The organism is Bosea sp. RAC05, from assembly GCF_001713455.1.
Classification (GTDB): Bacteria; Pseudomonadota; Alphaproteobacteria; order Rhizobiales; family Beijerinckiaceae; genus Allobosea.
Genome location: NZ_CP016463.1, coordinates 76,598 through 99,592, shown reverse-complemented (window position 1 = coordinate 99,592; position 22,995 = coordinate 76,598). Strand labels below are relative to the sequence as shown.

General features: G+C 62.9%; 23 protein-coding genes and 2 CRISPR repeat arrays. Of the genes, 11 read left to right on the top strand and 12 right to left on the bottom strand.

Translation table 11 applies throughout. The features are described 5' to 3' along the window. Positions 1–11: 11 nt before the first annotated feature. Entirely contained in the window at positions 12–1,979 is a 1,968-nt protein-coding gene (locus tag BSY19_RS00525; RefSeq protein ID WP_150129330.1) for a hypothetical protein, read from the bottom strand. Positions 1,980–2,165: 186 nt separating this feature from the next. On the opposite strand from BSY19_RS00525, the gene BSY19_RS00520 reads away from it, so the two are divergent. The 9 genes from BSY19_RS00520 (at position 2,166) to cas2e (ending at position 12,793) form a co-directional block, all read left to right on the top strand. Continuing rightward, the gene (locus BSY19_RS00520; protein WP_069052357.1) at positions 2,166–2,921 is read left to right on the top strand and encodes a hypothetical protein; all 756 of its coding nucleotides are present in this window, start codon (positions 2,166–2,168) and stop codon (positions 2,919–2,921) included. 94 nt (positions 2,922–3,015) lie between these two features. Then, a CRISPR array of direct repeats spans positions 3,016–4,019; the repeat unit is 28 nt; unit sequence GTCTCCCCCGCACGCGCGGGGATGGACC. 141 nt (positions 4,020–4,160) lie between these two features. Then, positions 4,161–6,758, top strand: coding sequence for a CRISPR-associated helicase/endonuclease Cas3 (locus tag BSY19_RS26815; protein WP_083247292.1), 2,598 nt, complete (start codon positions 4,161–4,163; stop codon positions 6,756–6,758). A 90-nt stretch (positions 6,759–6,848) separates the two neighbouring features. Next, positions 6,849–8,393 carry a type I-E CRISPR-associated protein Cse1/CasA gene (locus tag BSY19_RS00510; RefSeq protein ID WP_150129329.1) on the top strand — a complete coding sequence of 515 codons (1,545 nt, stop codon included), beginning with the start codon at positions 6,849–6,851 and terminating at the stop codon, positions 8,391–8,393. After that, a complete protein-coding gene (locus tag BSY19_RS27240; protein WP_150129328.1) occupies positions 8,390–8,956 on the top strand; it encodes a type I-E CRISPR-associated protein Cse2/CasB in 567 nt (188 codons plus the stop codon). The genes BSY19_RS00510 and BSY19_RS27240 overlap by 4 nt, the downstream gene beginning before the upstream one ends. Before the next feature lie 26 nt (positions 8,957–8,982). Further along, entirely contained in the window at positions 8,983–10,104 is a 1,122-nt protein-coding gene (gene cas7e / locus BSY19_RS00500) for a type I-E CRISPR-associated protein Cas7/Cse4/CasC (protein ID WP_069052353.1), read from the top strand. A gap of 2 nt (positions 10,105–10,106) precedes the next feature. Then, positions 10,107–10,817 carry a type I-E CRISPR-associated protein Cas5/CasD gene (cas5e, locus tag BSY19_RS00495; protein ID WP_069052352.1) on the top strand — a complete coding sequence of 237 codons (711 nt, stop codon included), beginning with the start codon at positions 10,107–10,109 and terminating at the stop codon, positions 10,815–10,817. Beyond that, entirely contained in the window at positions 10,817–11,590 is a 774-nt protein-coding gene (locus BSY19_RS00490; RefSeq protein ID WP_069052351.1) for a type I-E CRISPR-associated protein Cas6/Cse3/CasE, read from the top strand. The genes cas5e and BSY19_RS00490 overlap by 1 nt, the downstream gene beginning before the upstream one ends. Position 11,591: 1 nt before the next feature. Next, the gene (gene cas1e / locus BSY19_RS00485; RefSeq protein WP_069052350.1) at positions 11,592–12,482 is read left to right on the top strand and encodes a type I-E CRISPR-associated endonuclease Cas1e; all 891 of its coding nucleotides are present in this window, start codon (positions 11,592–11,594) and stop codon (positions 12,480–12,482) included. Further along, the gene (gene cas2e / locus BSY19_RS26810) at positions 12,479–12,793 is read left to right on the top strand and encodes a type I-E CRISPR-associated endoribonuclease Cas2e (RefSeq protein WP_171905049.1); all 315 of its coding nucleotides are present in this window, start codon (positions 12,479–12,481) and stop codon (positions 12,791–12,793) included. Before cas1e ends, cas2e begins: the two co-directional genes overlap by 4 nt. Before the next feature lie 60 nt (positions 12,794–12,853). Beyond that, positions 12,854–13,735: a CRISPR direct-repeat array (repeat unit 28 nt; unit sequence GGCTCCCCCGCACGCGCGGGGATGGACC). 64 nt (positions 13,736–13,799) lie between these two features. Here the strand turns inward: cas2e and BSY19_RS00480 are convergent. The 4 genes from BSY19_RS00480 to BSY19_RS00465 are packed head-to-tail and all read right to left on the bottom strand — an operon-like array spanning position 13,800 to position 16,536. Beyond that, positions 13,800–14,042: a hypothetical protein gene (locus tag BSY19_RS00480; protein WP_069052349.1), complete on the bottom strand. Its 243-nt coding sequence runs from the start codon at positions 14,040–14,042 to the stop codon at positions 13,800–13,802. Positions 14,043–14,060: 18 nt separating this feature from the next. Continuing rightward, positions 14,061–14,441, bottom strand: a complete 381-nt coding sequence (locus tag BSY19_RS00475) for a hypothetical protein (RefSeq protein WP_150129327.1) — start codon at positions 14,439–14,441, stop codon at positions 14,061–14,063. Beyond that, a complete protein-coding gene (locus tag BSY19_RS00470; protein WP_069052347.1) occupies positions 14,438–16,189 on the bottom strand; it encodes an SNF2-related protein in 1,752 nt (583 codons plus the stop codon). The genes BSY19_RS00475 and BSY19_RS00470 overlap by 4 nt, the downstream gene beginning before the upstream one ends. Next, positions 16,186–16,536 carry a hypothetical protein gene (locus tag BSY19_RS00465; protein WP_069052346.1) on the bottom strand — a complete coding sequence of 117 codons (351 nt, stop codon included), beginning with the start codon at positions 16,534–16,536 and terminating at the stop codon, positions 16,186–16,188. Before BSY19_RS00465 ends, BSY19_RS00470 begins: the two co-directional genes overlap by 4 nt. Before the next feature lie 245 nt (positions 16,537–16,781). Between BSY19_RS00465 and BSY19_RS00460 the strand changes: the two genes are divergently transcribed. Further along, a complete protein-coding gene (locus BSY19_RS00460; protein WP_150129326.1) occupies positions 16,782–17,156 on the top strand; it encodes a hypothetical protein in 375 nt (124 codons plus the stop codon). A gap of 7 nt (positions 17,157–17,163) precedes the next feature. Here the strand turns inward: BSY19_RS00460 and BSY19_RS00455 are convergent, their stop codons facing one another. The 4 genes from BSY19_RS00455 to BSY19_RS00440 form a co-directional block, all read right to left on the bottom strand. Next, on the bottom strand, positions 17,164–17,697 hold the full coding sequence (locus tag BSY19_RS00455) for a hypothetical protein (RefSeq protein WP_069052344.1): 534 nt from the start codon (positions 17,695–17,697) through the stop codon (positions 17,164–17,166). A gap of 59 nt (positions 17,698–17,756) precedes the next feature. After that, a complete protein-coding gene (locus BSY19_RS00450; protein WP_069052343.1) occupies positions 17,757–18,293 on the bottom strand; it encodes a hypothetical protein in 537 nt (178 codons plus the stop codon). Between the two features lie 67 nt (positions 18,294–18,360). After that, positions 18,361–18,927 (bottom strand): type 4 pilus major pilin, encoded by a 567-nt coding sequence (locus BSY19_RS00445; protein WP_069052342.1) that lies wholly within the window; start codon positions 18,925–18,927, stop codon positions 18,361–18,363. Positions 18,928–19,145: 218 nt separating this feature from the next. Next, positions 19,146–20,726: an AAA family ATPase gene (locus tag BSY19_RS00440; RefSeq protein WP_171905048.1), complete on the bottom strand. Its 1,581-nt coding sequence runs from the start codon at positions 20,724–20,726 to the stop codon at positions 19,146–19,148. A 101-nt stretch (positions 20,727–20,827) separates the two neighbouring features. Here BSY19_RS00440 and BSY19_RS00435 point away from each other — a divergent pair, with 101 nt between their 5' ends. Next, entirely contained in the window at positions 20,828–21,484 is a 657-nt protein-coding gene (locus BSY19_RS00435; protein ID WP_069052340.1) for a hypothetical protein, read from the top strand. Between the two features lie 29 nt (positions 21,485–21,513). On the opposite strand, the gene BSY19_RS00430 is transcribed toward BSY19_RS00435, so the two are convergent. From BSY19_RS00430 to BSY19_RS00420, 3 genes are read right to left on the bottom strand one after another with little or no spacing between them, the layout of a single operon-like run. Continuing rightward, positions 21,514–21,861, bottom strand: a complete 348-nt coding sequence (locus tag BSY19_RS00430) for a hypothetical protein (RefSeq protein ID WP_069052339.1) — start codon at positions 21,859–21,861, stop codon at positions 21,514–21,516. Next, positions 21,851–22,432, bottom strand: coding sequence for a 3'-5' exonuclease (locus BSY19_RS00425; protein ID WP_069052338.1), 582 nt, complete (start codon positions 22,430–22,432; stop codon positions 21,851–21,853). The genes BSY19_RS00430 and BSY19_RS00425 overlap by 11 nt, the downstream gene beginning before the upstream one ends. Next, the gene (locus tag BSY19_RS00420) at positions 22,429–22,824 is read right to left on the bottom strand and encodes a hypothetical protein (protein WP_069052337.1); all 396 of its coding nucleotides are present in this window, start codon (positions 22,822–22,824) and stop codon (positions 22,429–22,431) included. Before BSY19_RS00420 ends, BSY19_RS00425 begins: the two co-directional genes overlap by 4 nt. Positions 22,825–22,995: the final 171 nt, after the last annotated feature.

Sequence of the window (22,995 nt, the reverse complement as noted above, 5' to 3'; positions counted from 1 at the left end):
CACCATGCGGGTCACTTCCCCAGGTCGCGGATGTTGGAAAACAGGCCGTGGACCAAGTCGACGACGTTTTCTGTGTCGGTCAACATTCGGATATTGGCCTTCCAGGTGTTCTTGTATGTCCCGCATTTGGCCTGTTCGATCATGGAGTCGAACAGGCCAAGGCCGAAGGACTCGGCGTCGATGCCGAACTGAGAGGCGGCCATCGATATACCACCCTTCACCAGAACCTCGAAACCTGCGTCCTCGTACGTATTCTGGAAGCAGGAGAGCACCATGTAGATGTCGTCGATGGGCGGGCGCTCTTTCAGCAACTCAGTCGCATGCCAGTACGGCTTGCCATTCTTGGTCGCCTTCTCGATTTTGATGATGACCTCGTTGCGAACCCCAACCGCGTTGCTGATCGTGATCGAGTAGCTGTTGCTGAACAGGCCCCAGCTTGAATTCAACGCGACAGCGAAGCCGTCCCTGCCAGCCGAACAGGCGAGCAGCCCGAAATTGATGGGTCGCATTTTCCCGTCGCTTTCGACGAGGATGACGTTCGAGTACTCGATACCGATCTTCTCGACCGCGTTGACGGCGTTGCGGCACTGCAGCCGGCTCGATTCCTTGGTCAGCTGATCGCATTTCTGCGTGATACGGGCATTCATGGCAGGGTCTGTCGACCAGTTTCGCTCACAGAATTTCTTGAGCATCAGCTGGGCTTTTTCGGTCAAAAGCGCCTTGCCCTCGAACTCGGTTTCGAGCTCGCTGTAGACCGACTCCGCGATCTTCTTGACGAGGGGCTCGATTGCAGCGGCGAAGCGCTCGTTGGCAAGCTTCCCGGCTGACGTGTTCGCAAGGCCGAGATCGGGCGGCTGGAAGAGATTGCCGGCCACGACCGCCTCGGGCTTGGGGTTCATCTCGATCACCCGGTTCGCGGCCTCGTCGACGCGGCGATAGACCTCGTTCTGATAGGCAACGGCGCCGTTGGCTTTGACGCAGCCCTCATAGAGAGTTGGCTGCAGGCTGGATGGAGCCCCCGACGATGAGACGGCTGATGTGCAGGCAGGCTGCAGCACGCCGTACATTTTCGGCGCGGACTTCAGGCTGGACACCACCTTGGCCAGCACTTGGGGCTCGAATTTGGCCAACTCCGCCGCTTTCTGAGCCGCGGCGACGCGCGCCTGCTCCTCAGCTTTCCGCGTCTGCTCCAAGGCGACAGCGGCCTGCTCGGCTTCCTTCTTCGCGGCTTCGGCCCGCTCCATCGCGATCTTACGATCGGCCGCCGCCTTCTGTTCGGCAGCGAGGCGCGCCGCCTCCTGCCGCTTTGCCTCCAGGCTTGCGTAGACAGGCTTAAGCTCGACCTCGCACGCCTGGGCGATGCCCTTGTGATCCGAGGCTTGATGGAAGTGCAGCCCGAGAGCGGGGAACCACGCTTTCCTCACTTCGTAATGCTGGCAGACTGTCTCGGGCGTCTTTGCCAGCCCACCTGGACCATTGCTCGGCTGCAGCACACCATTGCCGTCGAGGCGAGCCGCAATCCACTTGACGACCAGCCTCGCGGTCTCAGGCCGGTTCTGTTCGATGCGAGCCTGTGCGGCCAGCATACAGCCGACCGAGAGGTTGTTCTGAAAGATGGAGCGCGGCGGTTGGTAGCGCCGATCGTTATCGGTGAAATACTTGGTGGAGAATTCGAAATGCCACTTGCCGATGAGGTCGACGCAGATGCTGTTCGGAGACGGCTGAGGACCGTCGATGACAGGGATCTTGGCGACAACCGCGCGTATCTGGGCGACGATCTCGTCCGTCGCCGCCTGCCCGACATCAGCCTGCTTATCGGCCAGGATAGCCGCCGCGCGTTCCTGCACCTTCACATAAGCCGGGCGATCGACCTCGTTCATGAGCTGGGCGGAAAATCTCCACTGCGTCTGCGCCATCGCACCTGAGGATGCGACAGACGCGAGTGCAAGAACCAATGAGCGAAGGCCGGTTGCGGTCATTCTGACTTCCTGACAGAACTGTGTCCTGCCTGGATAAATGGATCCGATCGAGTATCCTTTAAGGATGGTGAGGCAAGCATCCGGATCAAATAAACGGTGCGTTAGCTATGGTATCCCGGATCGCCACAGCGGACACCTACTGACTTTCAAGCACCTCCATCACACTGGCGTCAGATGGAGGGATCGATGCAGCAGCTCAGGGACATGATCGAAGCCGAAGGCCTCGCCCCCCACGATTTGGTGATCGCTGGCCGGATGAGCCTGAAGTTCGGCAAGCGCACGACCAACGTCTATGACGAGGAGTGCGACGAGTGGGTGCCCTACGTCGCCGACCTTTCGATCTCACGCGCCGGGCAGGTGGTTCAGCATCTCGACGCCACGTCGGAGGCTTTCGTCGAGCTGGCGAAGACGCTGACGAGCGTGGTTCGGCTGCCCTTGCATGCGGTCTTCGTTCCGGTCGATGCTGCTGGGCCGGCTGAGACGGCGTCATTCTCCTATCCCTATGGGATGATCGATGCGCTGGCGAAAGCCGACGACGTGTTCTTCGAGGCTCTCATCACCGGAAACGCGGAGCAGCTCAACGAGGTCGCGTGGACCCGATTCCAGCATACAGCCGAGTTCGCGCAGGGCGCCTGGACGCGGGATGCCTTCATCGCCTTGAAGCGCGAGTACGCGGCCTCCGACTATGCCATCGGGCTGGGCCTCAACGAATACATCGGCTGGTTCATGAAGTCGGCCGAGGCGCTGGATCCCTCAGGAGCGCTGAAGCCCGAAGTCGTGGCCCAGGCGGAATCGATGCTCGACGCCTGGTCGGAGACCGACACGGAAGGCCAGAAATTCTGGCTCAGCCGCAATCTGGAGGTCCACCCCCGTCACCAGGCACTCTATGGCCAGCTCGTCGATGACCGGCTGGCGGCCAAGGCCCCAGGCATGGGGCGCTGAGAGGCCTAGATGTGCCTTGGCAGGCCCGCTGATCACGAGCTAGATTCGGCTGCTATTTGAAAAGTCGATTCTTCACCGAGGTTTAGCACCTAGAGTCTCCCCCGCACGCGCGGGGATGGACCGCAGATATCACCAGTGCCTGCCGTTCCGGTAACGTCTCCCCCGCACGCGCGGGGATGGACCCGATATCTGTGCCGTCATGGCGGCTCAGGGTGAGTCTCCCCCGCACGCGCGGGGATGGACCCGCATCGAGGACGTAGTACAGGACGTCCTTCAGTCTCCCCCGCACGCGCGGGGATGGACCTCCTGAGTGACGGTCGCCAGACCGTGCTGCCTCGTCTCCCCCGCACGCGCGGGGATGGACCGTCATAGCATACGACCGTCTTCAGACGTGGGCGGTCTCCCCCGCACGCGCGGGGATGGACCTGCGAGCCACCCTGGCGCGGCAGGCTCCGTCCTGTCTCCCCCGCACGCGCGGGGATGGACCTCGATCTCAAATGATCCCACTCGATTTTCGGACGTCTCCCCCGCACGCGCGGGGATGGACCGGCCACGGAGCGGGAGGACGAGCTCGATCGAAAGTCTCCCCCGCACGCGCGGGGATGGACCCGGGCGTACAAGGCGGCGCCGAGAAGCATGAGTGTCTCCCCCGCACGCGCGGGGATGGACCCTGACCGGCCCGGCGGTGCTCCTCGACAATCCGGTCTCCCCCGCACGCGCGGGGATGGACCCGCTGGAGGACGAAGCTCGTATCGAGGTCTTCAGTCTCCCCCGCACGCGCGGGGATGGACCGCAGCCCCGCCGTCGCGACCGCCCCAAGAGGTCGTCTCCCCCGCACGCGCGGGGATGGACCTTCGCGACCGGAAGACGTCGCCTCGCGCCGCTCGTCTCCCCCGCACGCGCGGGGATGGACCGTACATCATCACCGATCCTTCGGTCGAAGAGCGGGCTCCCCCGCACGCGCGGGGATGGACCGCTGTGACCTCCAACATGATGCGCGAGGCTATCGGCTACCCCCGCACGCGCGGGGATGGGCCGAAGGGTCGCATCACTGACGATCAGGCGCTCTTGTCTCCCCCGCACCCGCGGGGATGGACCCATCTCCATGACCGCCGTCCCGCTGACGGGTCGAGCTCCCCCGCACGGGCGGGGATTATGACTCACATCGATACGGAATAAGGATGACGCGCGCCCGTAATTGGCGATCATAAAGGATCGTGTTTTCGATTCGGGATAGAGATGATAGCCTCATGGACAAGCGCCGACGGTCCTTGGGCGAAGCTCTCTCATGGTCCCGACGGCGAGATCGAAGCCTGGCATAGCCTCGTCGATCACTCAGCGGATGTAGCTGCATGCTTCGAAGCAATCCTGGCGCTACCGATCCCGTCTCGGCGCATCGCGAAACTGGCTGGGCGTGACGAGCTCCCAGAATGCTGGATTGATCGGCTGTGTGCACACGTCGCCTTGCATGATTTCGGCAAGGCGAACTCGGGTTTTCAGGCCAGAAGCAGGGTTGGTGCACCTCTGATCGGGCATTGCCGCGAAGCCTGGGTCGCTGTTCAGGATGAAGACATCCGCGCTAGGCTTGCGTCCGTTCTGCCATGGGCGGAGATGGAGCAATGGGGCCACCTGGATCCTGTTCAGCTCGTCGTCCTTGCCCACCATGGTCGACCGCTCGCTCCTGTAGATTTCGATCAGTCTCGATTGGCTCACTGGCGCTGCATCGGAGGCTTCGACCCTGTCCAGCAGCTGAGACCCCTCGGTGATGCCGTTCGATCATGGTACCCGAAAGCCTTCCAAGTGGACGGTGAACCTTTACCGACAGCACCAGCATTTTGGCACGGGCTGCTTGGCTACATCACGCTCGCTGATTGGCTTGGGTCAGACACGCGATTCTTCCCCTTCGCAAACGGTCGGGAACCCGACCGTATTGCTTCATCGAGGATCATGGCCAGAAAGGCGCTGCAGGCGATCGGTTTTGACCCCTCGTCCTCCAGAGTTAGCCTGGCGTCGCGCCCATTAGCCTTCTCCGCAGTGTCGGAGCATCCCCCTCGGGACGTTCAGACGGCAACCGGGTCATTCGAAGGCAATGTCGTCGTATTGGAATCCGAGACCGGTTCGGGAAAAACAGAGGCCGCGCTTTGGCGTTTTGCCCGACTGTTTGAAGCCGGAGAGGTCGACGGGTTATACTTTGCGCTGCCCACGCGTGTCGCTGCGACCAGTCTGCATGAGCGCGTCTCAAAGGCAGTCGAGACCCTGTTCCCAGATCCGGCATACCGGCCCGCGGTGACGATGGCAGTTCCGGGTATGGTGGCGCCCACAAATGATCAGCAGACCGGTACGGAGCTGTGCGGATCGCCTGACCTGACGGAATCTCCCGCCGATATGCGTTCGGCGAGCATGTGGGCATCCGAGGGACCGAAGCGTTATCTAGCCGGCACCATCGCCGTCGGTACCATCGACCAGGTCCTGCTGGCGTCTCTCAACGCCAAACACGCACACCTGCGGTTGTCAGCTCTGGCTCGCCTCCTTCTGGTCGTCGACGAAGTTCACGCTTCAGATGCCTATATGGCGTCGCTTTTGGGCAATCTCCTTGCATTTCATCGGCGCGCCGGAGGTCACGCGCTCCTGCTGTCGGCCACTCTGGGCTCCAATGCACGCGACAGCCTATTGGGCACACCACGCAGATCGGTGCCTTTCGAACAAGCTGTTGCTGCTCCCTACCCAGCTCTGTCGAGCAACGCTTGTCCCGATCCTTTGGCGCAGCCTGGCAACGGCAGAGACCGAACAATCGCGATTCAACTCGACACACGGATCGGGGATCCGGCTGCAGTTGCCGGGATCGCAATCAAGGCCGCCGGCCTCGGCGCCAAGGTTCTTGTCATCCGCAACCTGCGTCGCGATGCGATCAAGGTGCTCGAAGAGTGCAAACTCGCGGGCGCCCAAGACCTGCTGTTCAAATGCGGAGGCGTTGCGACCCTTCATCACGGGCGATTTGCCAGGGAGGACCGTCGAGCACTTGATCGTGCTGTCGAAGGAGCAATCGGGCTAAAGCGGCCAGCGGGCGGAACGATTGTGATAGGGACGCAAACGCTGGAGCAGAGCCTCGATATCGATGCGGACCTGCTGATTTCGGACATCTGCCCTGCCGACGTGCTTCTCCAGCGGCTAGGCCGACTTCATCGGCACGATCGAGGCCGTCGACCCGCTGGCTTCGAGGCCCCTCGCGCTGTTGTCATGGCGCCGAATGACCTCGCAGGCCTGTATCATCGTGGCGAGCATGGCATCGGGTTATTCCAGAGCAACGGGCAATCGACGCCCTATCCGTATTCTGACGTTCTGGCGGTCGAAGCGACGCGACAGGCGATCGTGGATTACCCGTCCTGGGAAATCCCGATAATGAATCGGCTTCTTGTCGAACTGGCCACCCATCCCGAGGCAAGAGCCAGTCTTCTTGACCGGCTCGATCCATCCGGCGGCTGGGAGGAATCAGACGCGATAGTCACCGGCCGCGGCGCTGCTTACAAGTTGCAGGCTGGGTACGCGCATCTGCCATTCGATTCGGCCTTCGATGATCAGGCGGTTGTCATGAGTGATGACCCCTTATCAACCCGGCTGGGTGAAAAGGATCTCCTCGTTCAGTTCCCCGAAAGGCTTCCCGGGCCATTCGGCTCGCCTGTGAGCTCAATCGCTATCCCTCATTTCTGGATGCGAGGCTTGAACGGTCTGGATGAGCCTGTTCCGACAGAAATCCGGCGCTCTACCGACGGGTTCTCTTTCCAATTTGGATCGTCACGATTCGTCTACGATGCCATGGGTGTCCGTCCGGAAAAATAAGTCGAATTCCACAAGAAGGATTGTTGACGACATCGTTTAGGAATGAAAGGCTGATCCATATAAGCATCTGCATAAGCCTTGGAGTATTGCATGCCTCATTCGCTCCTGACGGATCCGATCTTTCGGGTCTCGCTGACGGGTGGCGATTGCGAGCTGACTCTGCCTGGCTTGCTGACCGCTCTCGTCAAGGACGATGTTGTCGATCTTCCGTCTGTGAGACCGCACCAGAGGCAGGCCTCGCATTCCTTTCTCTGCCAGCTCGGAGCGATCGCTGGTCAGAAGGCCGAGGGTGATCTTCCTGTCTCCGAGGATGTCTGGCGGCACTTGCTGCTCGCATTGACTGGCGATGGCGGCGAGACCGCGTGGGAAATGGTGGTGGCCGATCTCACGAAACCCGCCTTCATGCAGCCGGCGATTCCCGAGAACTCCATCGCCGCACTGAAGGAGACGGAAACCACTCCCGACGTGCTCGATATGCTTGTCACGTCGAAAAATCATGACATCAAAGCATCGCGCCTCTCGATCTGTCGGATGGAGCACTGGGCGTGGTCTCTGATCACCCTTCAGACGCTCGAAGGCTTCTTGGGTGCTGGCAACTACGGCGTTGCCCGCATGAACGGCGGCTTCGCATCGAGACCGCTGGTCGGTGTCGTGCCCGACGGCGGAATTGGCGCACGCTTCAAGCGTGACGTCGAGCGAATGATCGACATTGCCGGCGATGTGTCTGCCGAATTTGGTTTCAAGCCAGAGTCGTCCAGCGCGCTTCTTTGGACCATTCCATGGGATGGGAAATCGCAGCTGCAACTCGTCGATTTGCATCCGTATTTCATCGAGGTTTGCCGCCGTGTCCGCTTGGTCGAGACGCCGCGCGGCATCATCGCCCGCCGCGGATCCTCATCCGCTGCACGGGTTCGCACTGATAAGCTGCTTGGCGGCATTTCGGGCGATCCCTGGGCACCGATTGATCAGCGGAAGGCACCTGCGAAGGTCCTGACGGTCGACGCTTCGGGCTTTGACTACAAGCGGGTCACCATGCTGCTGGATGCCTCCATGTATCGGCCATCACCGATGCAACGATGGGTGGCTTCCGACGGCCAGTCGGGGCTGAGCCTGCACTTCTGCGCGACTGTGCGCGGTCAAGGCGGGACTGACGGCTTCCACGAGCGCCGGATCCCGGTGCCACCAGGGATCGCCCTTCGGCTTGCCAGGCGCACTGATGCATTCGCGGTTGCAGCCCGGCAGGGCGTCGAAGACGCGGCCGCCGTGCGGCGTAAGGCGCTGTATCCGGCCCTGCTGTGTCTTTTCCAGAACGCGCCTGAAAGCCTCGACTTCAGACACTCGGCAACGGAAGCCAGATCACAGCCTTTCCTCGATGGCTTCGACAGCGCCGTCGACGCGGTCTTCTTCGAATGGACGTTCGAGCACATCGGTGCCGACGGCGATGCCGAGACTGTCCGCGATATCCGGACGCGCTGGATCAAAGAGCTTTCAGCCTTCGCCAAGGCTCAGCTGGCTGCAGCTCTGGCCACTACGCCGCGACTTGGAGTGCGGAAATACTTCAGCTCGGGTGCGGCTCAGTCGGTCCTCGAGGCGAGCCTGAGGAAGCATTTCGAAGAACTCAAGGACGCAGCATGACGACGACAGATACGACTAGGCCGGACTCACGCTCTGGATCTCTCACCGAGGTTCTGGACGCTATTGCCGGTCATCTCGGCACGCTCGTCCGTCAGAAGGCTACGGGTCAGATCGCGAACCTTCGCCGACTTGACGTTTCCGCACCCGTCGATCCGGCTTTCCATGCGCTCATCGCAAAGCATGTGCCCGATCATCTCTTCCGAACCCGCGGTGCAGCTGCGGACGAACCCGGAGGTGAGATGGACATGGTGCGGCGGTTCGCGACCGTCGTTCAGATCATGGCTGATCGCCCTGACGCGCTGAGCCCGAAAGGCATGGGCTCGATCCTGGGCGAGGTCGGACTGTCTGAGCAGCGGCTCGCCATGCTGCTCAGCGCCCGAGGCGCTACATTCGCTGCCCTGGCTCGCAGAACAGCCAAGCGCGTCGTCACCGCTGGATCTCCGCTCCCGTATCGGGATTTCGGACGCCTTCTTCTGCTCGACAGCAGACCGGACCACGAGCGGGAGGCCGAGGCGACCCGCATCAGGGTGGCGCGGGATTTCCAGCGCTCATCCGCCCACTGACCCTCATTCGACCTCAAGGATTGATCATGACCGCTCCCCGTTTTCTGCAGATCCACTGGCTCGCCTCGTACCCTGGCACGCTCATCAATCGCGATGACTCGGGCCTGGCCAAGCGCCTGCCTTTCGGCGATGCGGTTCGCACGCGCATCTCATCGCAGTGCCTGAAGAGGCATTGGCGGACAGTCGAGGACGACTGGGCGCTGAATCAGATCGGCCCCGAGATGGCCGTGCGCTCCCGCGAGGTTCCCGAATACCGCGTCCTGCCGGCGCTCGAAGCTGAGGGAGTCGCGACTGACGAGATCCGCAAGGCAGTCGTTCTGGCCTTGGCGCAGGCGCTGTACGGCGACAAGGCCGAGGACGTCTCGAAGCGCCAGGCGCTCCTGCTGGGCGAGCCCGAGATCCGCTACCTGATTTCGAAGGTCAGCGAGATCGCGGCTGCAGCTGCCGACGCGAAGTCAGCCGGCGAGGCTGTGAAGACTGCCTTCAAGGAGGAGAAGGCGAACCTGTCATCAATGCGCAAGAACGGCGTCCTCGAAGCCGGTCTGGAATCGGCGCTTTTCGGCCGCATGGTCACGTCGGACCGGGCTGCGAATACGGATGCGGCCATCCATGTCGCGCACGCACTGACTGTTCACGCCGAGCAGGGCGAGTCAGACTACTTCACAGTCGTCGATGACCTGGCCCGTGACGCCGGCGAATCCGGCGCAGGTGGCATCTTCGACACCGAGCTCACAGCTGGCCTCTTCTACGGCTACGTCGTGGTCGACCTGGCTCTCCTGAAGAGCAACCTCGGCGGCGACGGTGCTCTCGCAGGCAAAGTCTGCGAGCATCTCGTCCACCTGATCGCAACGGTCTCTCCCGGCGCCAAGAAGGGCGGCACAGCACCCTACGCATTCGCGGAAGCTCTGGTCGTTGAAGCCGGCAGCCGCCAGCCCCGCACGCTGGCGAATGCGTTCCGCCAGCCCACCGCAGCCCGCAGCGAGGCAGCCGCCGCGGCGCTCGCTGCTCACCTGTCGTCGGTCGACGAGGCATACGGTGCTCATGAGAAGCGCCACCATCTCAGCCTGCAGCCAATCGAGGTACCGAACTCCAGTCGCATCGGTCTCGATGGGCTCGGCAAGTTCGCCAGCGCCATGGCGTCCGCCTGAACATGCTGGCTTTGCTCATCAGACTTGAATCGCCGTTGATGGCTTTCGGTCGGGAAGCGATCGATCAGAATGGGCCCACCCGGGCTCATCCTGACGCTTCGATGCTGACGGGATTGCTGGCCAATGCCTTGGGCTATGACCGGACCGAAGCCGAGCGGCATCAGCGCCTGCAGGACAGGATGACCTTCGCGGTTCGGCTTGATCGTCCTGGATCGGAGCTGCGGGACTTCCAGACCGCGCAGCTCGCCAAGGCAGATACCGGCTGGACGACGCACGGGGTGCCGGAAGGCCGTCGCGGCGGCGGCGGGACATATGAGAGCCCGCACATCCGCTATCGTCACTACCTCGCGGATGCATCCCTGGTGGTGTCGATTGCGCTGTCGGACGCCGATGAGGCTCCAACTGTCGACGAAGTGGCAGACGCGCTGCGCCAGCCCGCGCGTCCAATCTTCATCGGCCGCAAGCCGTGCGTCCCGTCTGCGCCACTGCTGATCGGCGTCGTCGAGGCGCCGACGCTTCTGGCTTCCTTCGACCAGGCACCCCTGGCGCAAGCGGCGTCCTCATTTCGTTTTGTGCTCCCCGAGCATGAGGCTGAAGGTCTCGACCGAGTCGAAGTCGTGCGCCTCACCGGTCATCGCGATTGGGTCGCCGGCATCCATTCCGGGCAGCAGCGGCGCGCCATCGTTTCGATCCCAGCCAAGGTGTCTCCGTGATGCTGCACATGATCCGCCTGAATCCGGACGTCAGGCAGGCCGCTGTCTGGGGCGCCGCGAACAACCTGCTCCGAACCGCTGACGACCAGGGCTATCTCTGGCACTCGCTTCTGGCGGCTGCCTTCGGCGCAGCTGCACCGAAGCCCTGGCGCCTCGTCGAGCCAGATGGGCGTGCCCCTTACCTCGTGGGGTACACGGCCGCCGACAAAGCCGAGCTTGTCGACGCGAGCCAGTTCGCAGATCCGCTCGTATCGGCAGCGCTCGGGCTGGACGAACTCGCCGTGAAGCGCATGCCGGTGGAGTACCGGGCTGGTCAGCGCTTCGGCTTCCAGATTCGCGTTCGCCCTACGGTTCGCAGCAGCATCGTGCTGGATGGCGAAGGCCAGATGGTCAAGCGCGGCGATCGAGGCCAGCGCATCGAGATCGACGTCCTCCAGCACGCCATGCTCGTTGCCCGTGAACAGGGCACAGGGTCAGACATTCCGCCGGAGACGGTCTACGGGCAGTGGCTACGTGACAGGCTCTCTGACCTCGGCGCCGATCACGAACCCGAAGCGCTCAAGCTCACGTCGCGGCGTAGGAGCGCCATCGTGCGCCGTGATCAGAGCAGAACACTGCGGGTCCACGGACAGTCTGGTGGCGGTCCCGACGTCGGCATCGCCGGCGTTATCAAGGTCGTGGATCCCGCCGCATTTCCCTCCGTGCTCGCGCGGGGAGTCGGGCGCCATCGGTCCTTCGGCTTTGGGATGATGCTATTGGAGCCGCTGAGGTAGCATGCTCAGCGGTCGCCTCGGTTTAGAAACAGCCCGACTGCCTCATGCAGATCGCCACGGGCTGGTCTACCTGGATCGCGGTAGGCTGTCGGTTGAAGACGGGGCGCTATCTTTCTCGGGCGTTGGCGGCGGGCCCGGCGGTGGATCCGCTGGTGATTACGTGATCCCTCACCAATCGATCTCTCTCGTCCTCTTGGGGCCCGGCGGTAGCGTTACGCAAGACGCACTCAGGACCCTGGCCCGCCACGGCGCCGGCCTCGTCGCCGTCGGTGAAGACGGTGTTCGCCTTTATACGGCTCCCCCGCTGCTCTCCGATTTCTCTCACTTGGCTCGGCGCCAAGTGAGCCTGTGGGCGGACGCCAAGCAGGGCAGGATGCATGTCGCACGTCGAATGTACGCGATGCGGCTTGGCGAGCTTCTGCCCCATCGAGACATCACCGTCCTGAGGGGGATCGAAGGATCCCGAGTCAAAGAGACCTACCGGCTTTCAGCGCAGCGGATCGGTATCAAATGGAATGGCCGATTCTATGATCGCACCAATCCGATGGCTGCCGATCTACCTAACCAGGCTCTCAACCACGCCTCCAGTGCTCTTGAGGGTGCGGCAGCTATCGCGGTCACTGCGACTGCCACTATTCCTCAGCTCGGGTTCATCCACGAGGACTCTGGTCAGAGCTTCGTGCTGGATGTAGCCGATCTGTTTCGCGATCAGATAACCGTGAACTCGGCGTTCCGCGCCGTCAAAGCCGTCCAAGCTAACCCGACATTGTCCATCGAGAGAACGGCTCGCCGCATGGTAGGCGAAGCACTTCGCAAACAATCGGTCATCGCGTGTATGATCGACCGCATCAAGGCGCTCTTTGCGCCTGACGAGGAGGCTGCGCCGTCATGACCATGACGGTTTTCATTACCCGAGATGTTACCGACCGGTTCCGCGGGTTTCTCGCATCCATCATGCCTGAGGTGTCGCCTGGGGTGTTCACGTCGCCAGCCTTGCCTAAAGGTGTCCGAGACCGTGTCTGGAATGTGCTATCGGACTGGTGGTCACAAGTTCCCGGCGGCTCGATCCTGATGATTTCCAAAGACGACAGCTCTCCTGGCAGGCTCAGAATCCTGTCGCTAGGGACGCCGGTGCGTGATGTCGTCGATCTTGACGGAGTGCTGGTCGGCAAGCGCCGAAGACCGAATGCAGCAGCTCCATAAAACCATTTCTTGCTACCCGCTTTTTGAAATCGTAATCTTTTCATCGACTTCTACCTAAGAGGCTCCCCCGCACGCGCGGGGATGGACCTGCTACGGACATAGGCCTGGATCGCCTCTTCGGGGCTCCCCCGCACGCGCGGGGATGGACCTTCCTGGACCCCCTCCTGGTGGCTCTGCCACTCGGCTCCCCCGCACGCGCGGGGATGGACCTCCTACACAGATCGCCCAGGTCCTTGCCCTTCTGGCTCCCCCGCACGCGCGGGGATGGACCCTCAGGCGCCACCGGACGGGCCAGCGCGATAGCGGCTCCCCCGCACGCGCGGGGATGGACCCACTGGCCTGGAGATGCTCGCCCCGGGCCGGAAGGCTCCCCCGCACGCGCGGGGATGGACCGCCTCGCACGGGTGTCCGCGGTGTCATCATGACGGCTCCCCCGCACGCGCGGGGATGGACCGGTATGACGCCACAGATTTGGCGTTCTGCGACGGGCTCCCCCGCACGCGCGGGGATGGACCGCTGATGAACATCAAGCAGCTCGGCGCCGACGTGGCTCCCCCGCACGCGCGGGGATGGACCCCTGGGCCGTGTCTCAGCTCAGCACCCGTCCGTGGCTCCCCCGCACGCGCGGGGATGGACCCGCATGCCAAAGATCCTTGGCGAGATCGCGGACGGCTCCCCCGCACGCGCGGGGATGGACCCCGGCCAGCGACGGTTCTGACCGAAGGTCAGATGGCTCCCCCGCACGCGCGGGGATGGACCTCGCCCGCTGCACGGTGGTTTTGCCAACTCCCGGGCTCCCCCGCACGCGCGGGGATGGACCCGTCATTCGGCTACGGCATCAGCAGAGTGCGTAGGCTCCCCCGTACGCGCGGGGATGGACCCTGCACCGACCTCGAATGGGTCGCCAGCCGATGGACTCCCTCGTACGCGCGGGGATGGACCTGCTTACAAGAGCGCCGACGATTTGCCTCTGGCGGCTCCCCCCGCACAAGCGGGGATTGTCTACCTATCGTTGAGCCGTTATCGGATCTGCCGCGGCATCAGCCTCTATCAGCTGCGCCAGCTGGTCTCTCGCGCTCGCGTCCTGAGCCTGGGTAACGGCATCGATCAGCTCGTCCGGGATGTCGGCGCCAGCCTCGCGCATCGCCTGCAGCAGATCGTGCGCGACCAGGTGTCGGCAGATCTGCGGGAATGGGAAGTCGATGAGTTTCTCCACGAGCTGAAGAAGCGCTCGATCCGGGACTGCCATGGCCGCGCTCCAATGCCGCTACGCGACGTCGACGGCTGGCCCGACCGCGGTCGCCAGCTGACTGGCGTCGATGGCCCGAATGGCTGCCACGACGTCTGCGATCGCGCGATTATAGGCCTCGTCGTCAGAGATCCCTGTAGCATCGGTGAGCAGCTCGGCAAGCGCAGCTTCGATGCATGCTTGGCGCATTGTCTCGGTGCTGACGGCCGCGGCAGCGATTTCGGTGTTGTGCTGGTCGACGACGGCCTGGGCCCGGGTCTGCGACAGGCCAGCCACGCTCAGGCTCAAGCTCGGGCCATAGCGATCGTGCGGAGCGACATCGGTGCCGGACGGCGAGGGCGGGCGGTCGATGATGAAGAGCCCATCGTTCATCGAGCCAAGGTGCCAAGCTTTCATCATGCCAGTTCGAGCTCCTGCTGGCGGGCCGACTTGCGGACTTCCTGAGCGGCCTTGGCGACATCGATGCCGCGGCGAGCGAGCCAATCCTTGGCCATGGCGTGAAGGCGGCTTTCGTCGGACTGCACCGTCTCGATCGCGGAGTAGGGGCTCTCGATGCCGCGCGCCTGTGCCGATTTCAGGCCCAGGATTTCGGTGATGGCAGGATCTGACCCACCGTCCGCCGTCAGGTAGTAGGAATCGACGTATTCTGCCGTTTGGCCTTCGCGATCCAGTCGCCCTTCAAGCTGGCGGTGCCAAATCGGAGACCAGTCTAGCTCCCCAATGACAAGTGTATGGCAAACGGCCTGCAAGGAGTCGAGGCCGGCTCCAGACCTCAGTGAGATCATGAATAGCTGGGCGTCACCGTTGACGAAGGCGTCCTCGGATTTGTTCTTCTGCGACACCGATTCCGAGCCGGTGTACATGACATACTTGATGTCAGCGAATTCTTTCTTCCAGATTTCGTAGACTTGCCTGTGGTACCCGGCGAGAACGACCTTCAGACCGGAATCCAGCAGGATCCGGACGAAGTCCGCGACCCCCTTGGCCTTGGCCACGCCGGTCGCCTGACGGAGCAGGATATCGAGATCACGCGCAGCCTGCCCGCGCTCGACGAAGCTTCCGGACACAGATCGAATGGCGAGCGTTCTGGCCATATCCTCGACCTCGCGCTCGGCTGAGACGTCGTAAGCGATCTCCTTGACCACGCGGTTGACCAGGTCGTCGGCAGACCGAACGATCTCGCTGGCGACATCCGCCTTGGAGCGGCGAAGCATGAGATGGCGCTCGCGGAGGAAGGCGCCGAGAGCATCGGGATTTCGAACGCGCTTCTCGTCGCCGGCGCACCACTCGCGCACGAATTCATCGCGTGTGCCCAACGGGTGTTCGCCTATGAACAGGAATGCCAGGATTCGATAAGCCTCGATGCCATAGTTGGCCACCGGCGTTGCACTCAACCCCATCCGGTACCGGACATTTTCGGACAGCGCTTTGCAGGCCACGCCCTTCGACGTCTCGAAGCCGTTACGCAGGGCCTGGATCTCGTCATAGATCACGGCCTTGAAGAATCCTGTCACGAAGACGGAAGCCCAGCCGCGCACGTTGCTGTACCGGAACAGGTATACATCGGCTGGCGGAAGACTGTAGGGGACGGTGCCTTTGATCTCATGGACGCGGAGGTTCGAGATCGACTCGATGCGCGACTTCCACTGACGGGTCAGGTTCGCGTCCATCACCACAGCGGCCGGAAGCGCATCCGGGGTCGAGGCCAGGAAGCCGATCGAGGTGTAGGTCTTCCCCAGTCCGACGCCGTCGCCCAGCAACAGCCCCTTGGCCTTCTGCAGCAACGCAATCGCCTGCTGCTGATAACGCCGGATGACGACGCCGGGCTGCAGCCCGATCACGCCGGGCGGCGACCAATTCGGCATCAGGACCCGATCAAGATCAGCCTGGTACGTTTCGTAATCCAGCCGGCGCGTTTTGAGCAGTTTGGCGTCAGCTGGTGAGATCGCCAATGGATAACGGGAGAGGAACCAGTCGATATCTGCGCAGACGCCGGCCTCGTCCTGAAAGCGGAAGCGATCGCCCTGAGCCTCGGGCACGCGAGCAAAGACCCGCTTCAACTTCGCGACAACCTGTGGCTCGACCCTCTCCATGATCCAGGAGCGAGTGTCACGATCGAACGCGATTTTCCCGAAGGTCCGCTTCACAGCCAGCCTCTCCCGAGCGAGGCCACGTAACAGCTCTTGCCGTCGATCTCGGGCGGGAAACCCATCGACACGGCCGTCAGCAGCACGACCGATTTGATGCGGTCATGCGCGCAGTAGCGCGAGACCTGGTCATAGATGTTGCGCTTGCCGCCCTTGATCTTGACCTCGATCCCGATGTCGCCATCGACGATGAAGTCGATGATGTCCTTCGACGACAGGCGCACCTCGCGCTCGAAGGCGATACCCTCGGCGGTGAACACCTCTTCGATCCGGGTCTGGAGGTACTTCTCGTCCGTCAGCGGGAACCGCCGCTGGTGGAAAAATCGGACAAGATCCTCGGGGGACATCGGCACTGGCAATCCTTGAAGTCGAAGCTCGAATCGAGCGACCATCTCATGGTCGATGGAACCATCGATCCATGAAACATGAAAAGGATTGGCGGCTCGAAGCACAGGCCTTTGTCGGTTTCGTCGCGCTGCTATCCACTGATTTCAGGGCAAGCCAGAAGGAGGTCGCGATGCATCACGTCCGTTCCAACCGATCGGGACGTCGCACCCAGGCCCAGCCGGCGCGGCTTCTGTCACGCCGCCAGTTGCTCGATCTGGCCGAGACCGTCGCCGCTCACACCGAGGCCTCTCTCGCCCTGGCCGGCATCGACGAGCGTTTCGAGGCCTTCATCGAGATGGAGTTCTCGCGCAGCGCATCCAGCGACCAGGCTGCCGATGACGACGATCTGGTGATCGCGTTTCGCCTGGATGAGGATCTCGAAGAAGATGAGGAGGACAGCAGCCTGCCCGTGTTCCTGACCTGCGGCACCGACGGCGCCATCCACATCATGATCATGGATGGTGCGGGCGAGATCCTGCAGGGGCCCGCCCGCGGGATTGACGAGATGGACACGATTCTGACCGACTTCTGCGATGCCCTCGTCGAGCTGCAGGGCGAATTTCGGCCCATTCTGCACTGAGCCGACGCTACAGGGCGGGCGCCGGGCTTGGCTCTGGCGCTGCCTCGATCGCGTCGAGCTCCATTTGAGCCTGTGCCGGCGAGAAATGCCCCCATTCGACGGAGGTCTCGCTGTAGCCCCAGCTACGACCCGTCTTGACGAAGGTTTCCGTGACGCAGCCGCAGAGTTCGCCGGCCTTCCAGGCAGCATAGGCTTCCATGATCGGATCGAGCATGGCCCGAGCTTCATGGATGTCGAGATGGGACGGAGGAAGCCACCAACGTTCGGCAGGTTCACCGTCGGCGGCCTGCCGCAGTCGATCTCCGTCGCGCACGAGCGGCAAGGCGCCTTCCATCGGCGCGCTGTCCAGCTTGCCGCGCTGTCCATTGTCCGGGAAGAAGTGCGTCGGTGGCCATGGATCGATGGCCACATAGCGCACGACGATTCGCCGCCCCTCGCTCGAAAGGCGCATGCTGCCGGCCAGGGGCTCGTATGCCGTCTCAAGCCCGGCAGGCAGGGTCGATTCGTGGGCGCTGGGCGCGGCTGGCGCTGCGGTCATCATGGTCTCCGAGAAAGGATCGCACTGACCATCCTATGGACCGGCGCATTCATCAACGACGATCAGGTCGCAGGAGAGAACTCGGCCTTGGGCTCGGCAGTTCCCGGATCCCGTGGCCAGGTGCAGTCGGCATAGAGGCTCATCGTCAAGCCGATCGAGGTCGCCAGTGAGGTCGGATTCGGATCAAGCCGAAGAACCATCGACACGGCATCCACAACGACGAACGCCAGAAACATCAACCGGCAGGTGCGCCTCATGCGATCCTGGCGCGACAGTTCGGCAAGGACGGCGTAATACCGAGCAAGTTTGGGCGTCCAGGCCGATCGGGCGTCACGAATGAGTGGCTTCAGCCTGACACGCCACATCAGGACGAACACAAAGCAGCTCCAGGTCAGAAAGCCGGCCGCGATGAACGCCACCGGCAGCGAGCCACTGAGGCCGAAGTCTCCCACGACCCGCAGGGTCGACAATGCGATGCAGAGCGCGAAGAAGGCGGTTGTGACCGACAGGATCGCTGGCAGGGAATAACCGCGCTGCGACTGCAATTTTCCGAAGAACGCGTCGGCCTGGACGATGAGAAACTCGTCAATGTTGGTCATGTCGACCTCCCGAAATGAAAACGGAGGGCGCGAGCCCTCCGTTCGTGAACCCGATTTCGGCGATCGATCAGCCGGCCACGGTCCAGGTCAGCGTGGTGGTGCCCGAGCTGCCGCAGCTGGCCTGGGCGGTCGACGGCGCGATCGGCGGCGGGGTGTCCGTCGACGGCGAAGTGCCGAAGTTCAGACCGACGATGGCACGGCCCATGTCCATGGTCGCGAGCTTGATGCAGGCTTCCGCGGGCACACCGGCGAAGGTGATGTAGAAGCCGGAGTCGGCGCCGCCACCGGTGTTGGTCGGAGCGACCGTGATCGAGCCGTTGAAGGCGTGACGCAGCCCGCCGCCGGCGACGTTCATCTTCGAGGGGAGCGAGGAGGCAATGGTCGTGTTGGTGAGCCCGGAGAAACCGGCCTGGCCGGCATAGGTCGAGCGAACGGTCTGCTGGACGTTGGCGAGCTGGCTGGCCGCATCGGCGACGCGGCTGTTGGTGCTGGCCGACTGGAAGAGAAGCAGCGCGCCGGCGACGACGATTGCGAGAAGTCCGAGAACCGCAGCGGCCTCGATGAGCGTCAGTCCGCGGCGAACACGAGCGGCTGCGCGGACGATTGGGGTGGTACGAGCAGCGATCTCGATCATCTGCAAGGATCTCCTGGTGAGTGACAGGCCGGCGTCCGCGAGGAGCCGCGGTCCATACGGAACAAAGGAGCAATCTCCGATTCCGGAAGGACTGACAAGGATTAACGTATCATCCACTCAGGGTGTCAACTTGAATCTACCAATTTCGAAGGATTGATTCCGGCAACAAAAAAGGGGCGCCGAAGCGCCCCTTCCCGAATTCCGGCCCAGAGACGGGCCTACTGCATGGGCATGTCGGCGGTGCGATCAAGCGCCTCGAACTCGGCGATGGCTGACGAGACGATGGACTCGAATGCGTCAGCGAACGCCCTGGCCGACCGGTTCTGCTCGAACCAGCGACGCAGGATCATGATGTCCTGAGCCGTGAGCCGCGGCATGCGATCGCGACGGATCCCGCGGTCGTGGATGAAGTCCTCGGTGACGGTTGCCAGCAGCGTCTCGAAATCCTCATCGCGAGGCGGCGGGACCACGATGACCTTGAACCGATCCCGCAGCGCATGAGGGACGCCCTGCAGGTTGTTGGCCGTCGCGATGAATGTGACATGGGCAACGTTGACCGGCGCCATGAGGCACAGATCCTGGTAGCTCTGCGAGCCGACCAGTTGCAGCAGGGCATCCGAGGCGCTGCCGTTCGAGCTGTTGCCCTTGCTGGTCTTGTCGATCTCTTCGAGCACATAGGCCGGGTTGGCCGTGTCGTGCTGGCACATTCCCAGTGCGATCGCGCTCGGGCGCGACGTCGCCCAGCTTCGGGTGACAGCAGAGACGCCGGCGCCATCGGAGACGCCGCCGAGAGGCAGCACGGTCGTTGCAAGCCCGGCGAGTTCGCATACGAAGCGCGCCAGCGTCGACTTGCCCGATCCGGGCGGGCCGACAAAGAGCATCGGCGGGAGAACGATCGGGCGGTCGACTTCGGCCGCCCTCAGGACAGCGAAGCTGGTTTCGATCCGGTGAGCCGCGAGGTCAGCCCAGGGCCAGCGCTGCCGAATAGCGTTGCCAATGGCGCCCGGCGCTGGAAGCACGCCTTTGAAGGGCAGCTTCCGCCCAACCATCGTGCCATAGCGCTTCCCGAGATCGACGCCTTCGCGAGACTGTGGATCACCGATGTAGGGAACGACGACTGCGCCGAATTCGGCATCGGGCGGCATCGCCGGGGCAGGCTGTGGCGTTGCGGGACGATGGGGAGCCTCCGCGAGCTCGCGCAATGTCCGCCCGCGATTCCGGGAAGCGGGAGACCGGGGATCGCGATGATCGGCGACGATGGCGTCGACACGCTTCAGGCTGCCGGGGCTCGCATGCTCCAGAACCGTCAGCCATGACGCCGACAGCTCCTCCAGATCGTCCCTCTCGTCCTCGAATGCCGAGCTCAGGGCGCAGGCCTGGGTGATCGCAACCATCTGCTCGATGGCTTCAACGCGGCCCTTCTGGGCCGCCAGCCACATCCAGCATCTGACCTCGTCGATGTCCTCTTCCTCGCAGACGCCGTATGACGCAGGCTCGCATGCGATGGCATAGGCGATATCGGCGGTGACGCCGACAGCCAGGAGCGAGTCGGCGAGCGCGGGATTCCGGGTCACAGCGCTATCGCGCAGGGCACGATAGACCTGGTCGACCTCCGCCGTGGTGAACACGTGCGGCCTGCGCCAACTGGAGAGCAAATCTTCGGCAGTGATGATCACGCGGGCGTCTCTAAGCTGACTGCAACGGGCACCTATCACTATCGCACGCCACTTAACATCGAGTAAACAATCGAAAACTATCCTTCGAACATGGAAGTACGGACATTTAGAACCATTGGCCATCGCTCTCATTTTTGAGGAATAGACATCACTCTATCCATCTTTTGCGACGTCCGACGCCATCCGCTGCCTGCCTTTCAAGGATTGCGTCTAACGTTTGGATCATGGATCTGAACGGACAGGACAGGCCGACGCTGCGTCGGATTGGTTTGACGGCGACCTCGCTGGAGCCGCTGCTCGATGCGATGGCCGATATCGGGCACCGTTCGATCGGTGAAGGCCATCATGCCACCGTGTACGACGTCCCCGGTCACCCCAGCCTGGTCGTCCGCGCCGGCAACGGCGTCGACGGAATGGCGACCTACATCGTTCACGGCCGGGTTGCGCTGCGTCGCTTCACCGGCATCCATGTTCCAGTCGTGCACGATCTGCAGATCACTGATTGCGGTGGCATGGTAGTTCTCGCTGAGCGCCTTGAGGAGATCCCGGACGAACCGATCTGGCAGAGCCTGATCGAGGCTGCAGAGTTCGCGCTACAAGGACGCGCGAGCCCGGACCAGATCGCCTTGCTGGCCGATCAGCAACCCGATTTCATGGAGTTTGCCCGCGAGCTGCGCTCCGTGTCCGGCCGCTCGCACTTCGACACCCGCGAGGGCAACTTCATGCTGCGGGGAGGAGACCTCATCCTGTCAGACCCGTTCGGACAGTGCTTGTTCGAAAGCGAGGTCGAAGCCTTGCGATCCCGGCTGCCATTGCCGGCACTGGGTCGCGTTCCACAGCCATCTCCGAGGCGCGATACGGCCTGCCCGCTGGTGCTTTGAAAGCGCTCCAGTCGCACGCCTTGAGCAACTCAGCGGACCGAATGCGTCTGCTCGGCCGCTTCCAGATCGACGATCTTGCCATCGATGACCGAGAACGCGCCGCCTCTGGCGATAGCGGCCTCGATATCCCGGACCAGAGCCGGGTTCTCAGCCAGGGCTCGACCGGTGCCGTTCAGGGTGTAGTGCTCGGCGCCACCACCATCGTCGAACGATAGCGCAACGACGCGGATCAGGCGCGTGACGGTCTGCCGGGAGATCCGCTCGGCGCCCATCCAGCAGTCGAGACCGTCACAGACGATCTCGGCGTCCTCCCAGTTCTGCGCGCGCTCGGCTGCTCGCAGAGAGCGAAGCACCTCGATCGAGCGCTTAGAGGGCATGGGTCACCTGCAGTCTGTCCCTCATGCTTTCGAGCATGGCGGCAAACAGCCTGACCGTGTTCCTGGCGTCGATCACCGCTCGATGCTTCTGCCCTTCGAATGCCCGCCCGAAGCTTGCCAGAGCATCCTCGAGGCTGGGCCGCGCGCTGGAAACGCGCACGAGGCCGTAGAGCGTGCCGATGTCGATCAGGTTGCTTCGGGGGAAGGGGTTCTCGACGCCGGCGTCAGCGCAGTCTCTGGCCAGAGCGCCCCAGTCGTCTCCCCAGGTGACCAGTTTCTTGTTTGTCGGGCCAAACGCCTTGATCGAGCGCATGACCTCGGCGAGCGGCCGGCCGTGGGTTTTCATCTCTGCAGGCGTGATGCCGGTGAGGCTTTCACAGAAGGGCGAGATCTCGGACCGGGTTGGGCGCACGAGGAAACGCACTTCCCGCTCGATGGCATGGGAAAGTGAATTGGCTTCGACCAGCCCGATCTCGATGATCTCAGGACGCATGCCAGGCGGGATGTCGCCATCCCAGCAGGTCAGCTCGAAGTCGAGCGCGAGATAGCGCTGGTTGCGGGAACTGCTCATGGCGTCGATCCGGGCATGGCGCCCATGTTCAGTGCCCTATCGGCCACGGGCGAGACCTCATCGAGAAAGGCCCGCAGCAGTTCGACCTGCGGGCTGGCATCCGTGTAGGTCGCCTCATCGGACAAGAAGGTCTTCGCCCCGATCTCAACGGCGATTTGCCCTGGCGAGTGCTCCCAGGTCCGGAAGCGTGCCTTCTTGATCGAGACGGCCCACTCGGGCGCCTCGGCCAGCGCGGCGCAGAGCTCGCAGAAAACACCCTCGTCGAAGATGCGGGCGATGTCGGGCACGCAGGCGTCGATCTGCTTTGCGATCGCGTCAGCACGAGCCGCGGCAATCTTGCGACCGGAGAGCATTTCGGTGTTGCGACCGATCATCATGGCGTGCGCCATCATCGGCAGGTCACCCAGCTGGAATTCGAAAATCGCTGTCCTGCGTGAGTTTGTCATGACTGCCCGCTAAAGGATTGATCTACCCTATAGAGGACAACCCCTGCCTGATGTAGGCCGGCATGGCGCAAGCTGGTAGCAATCCCCGAAATCATGCTGCGTCGTTCGAGTCGATTC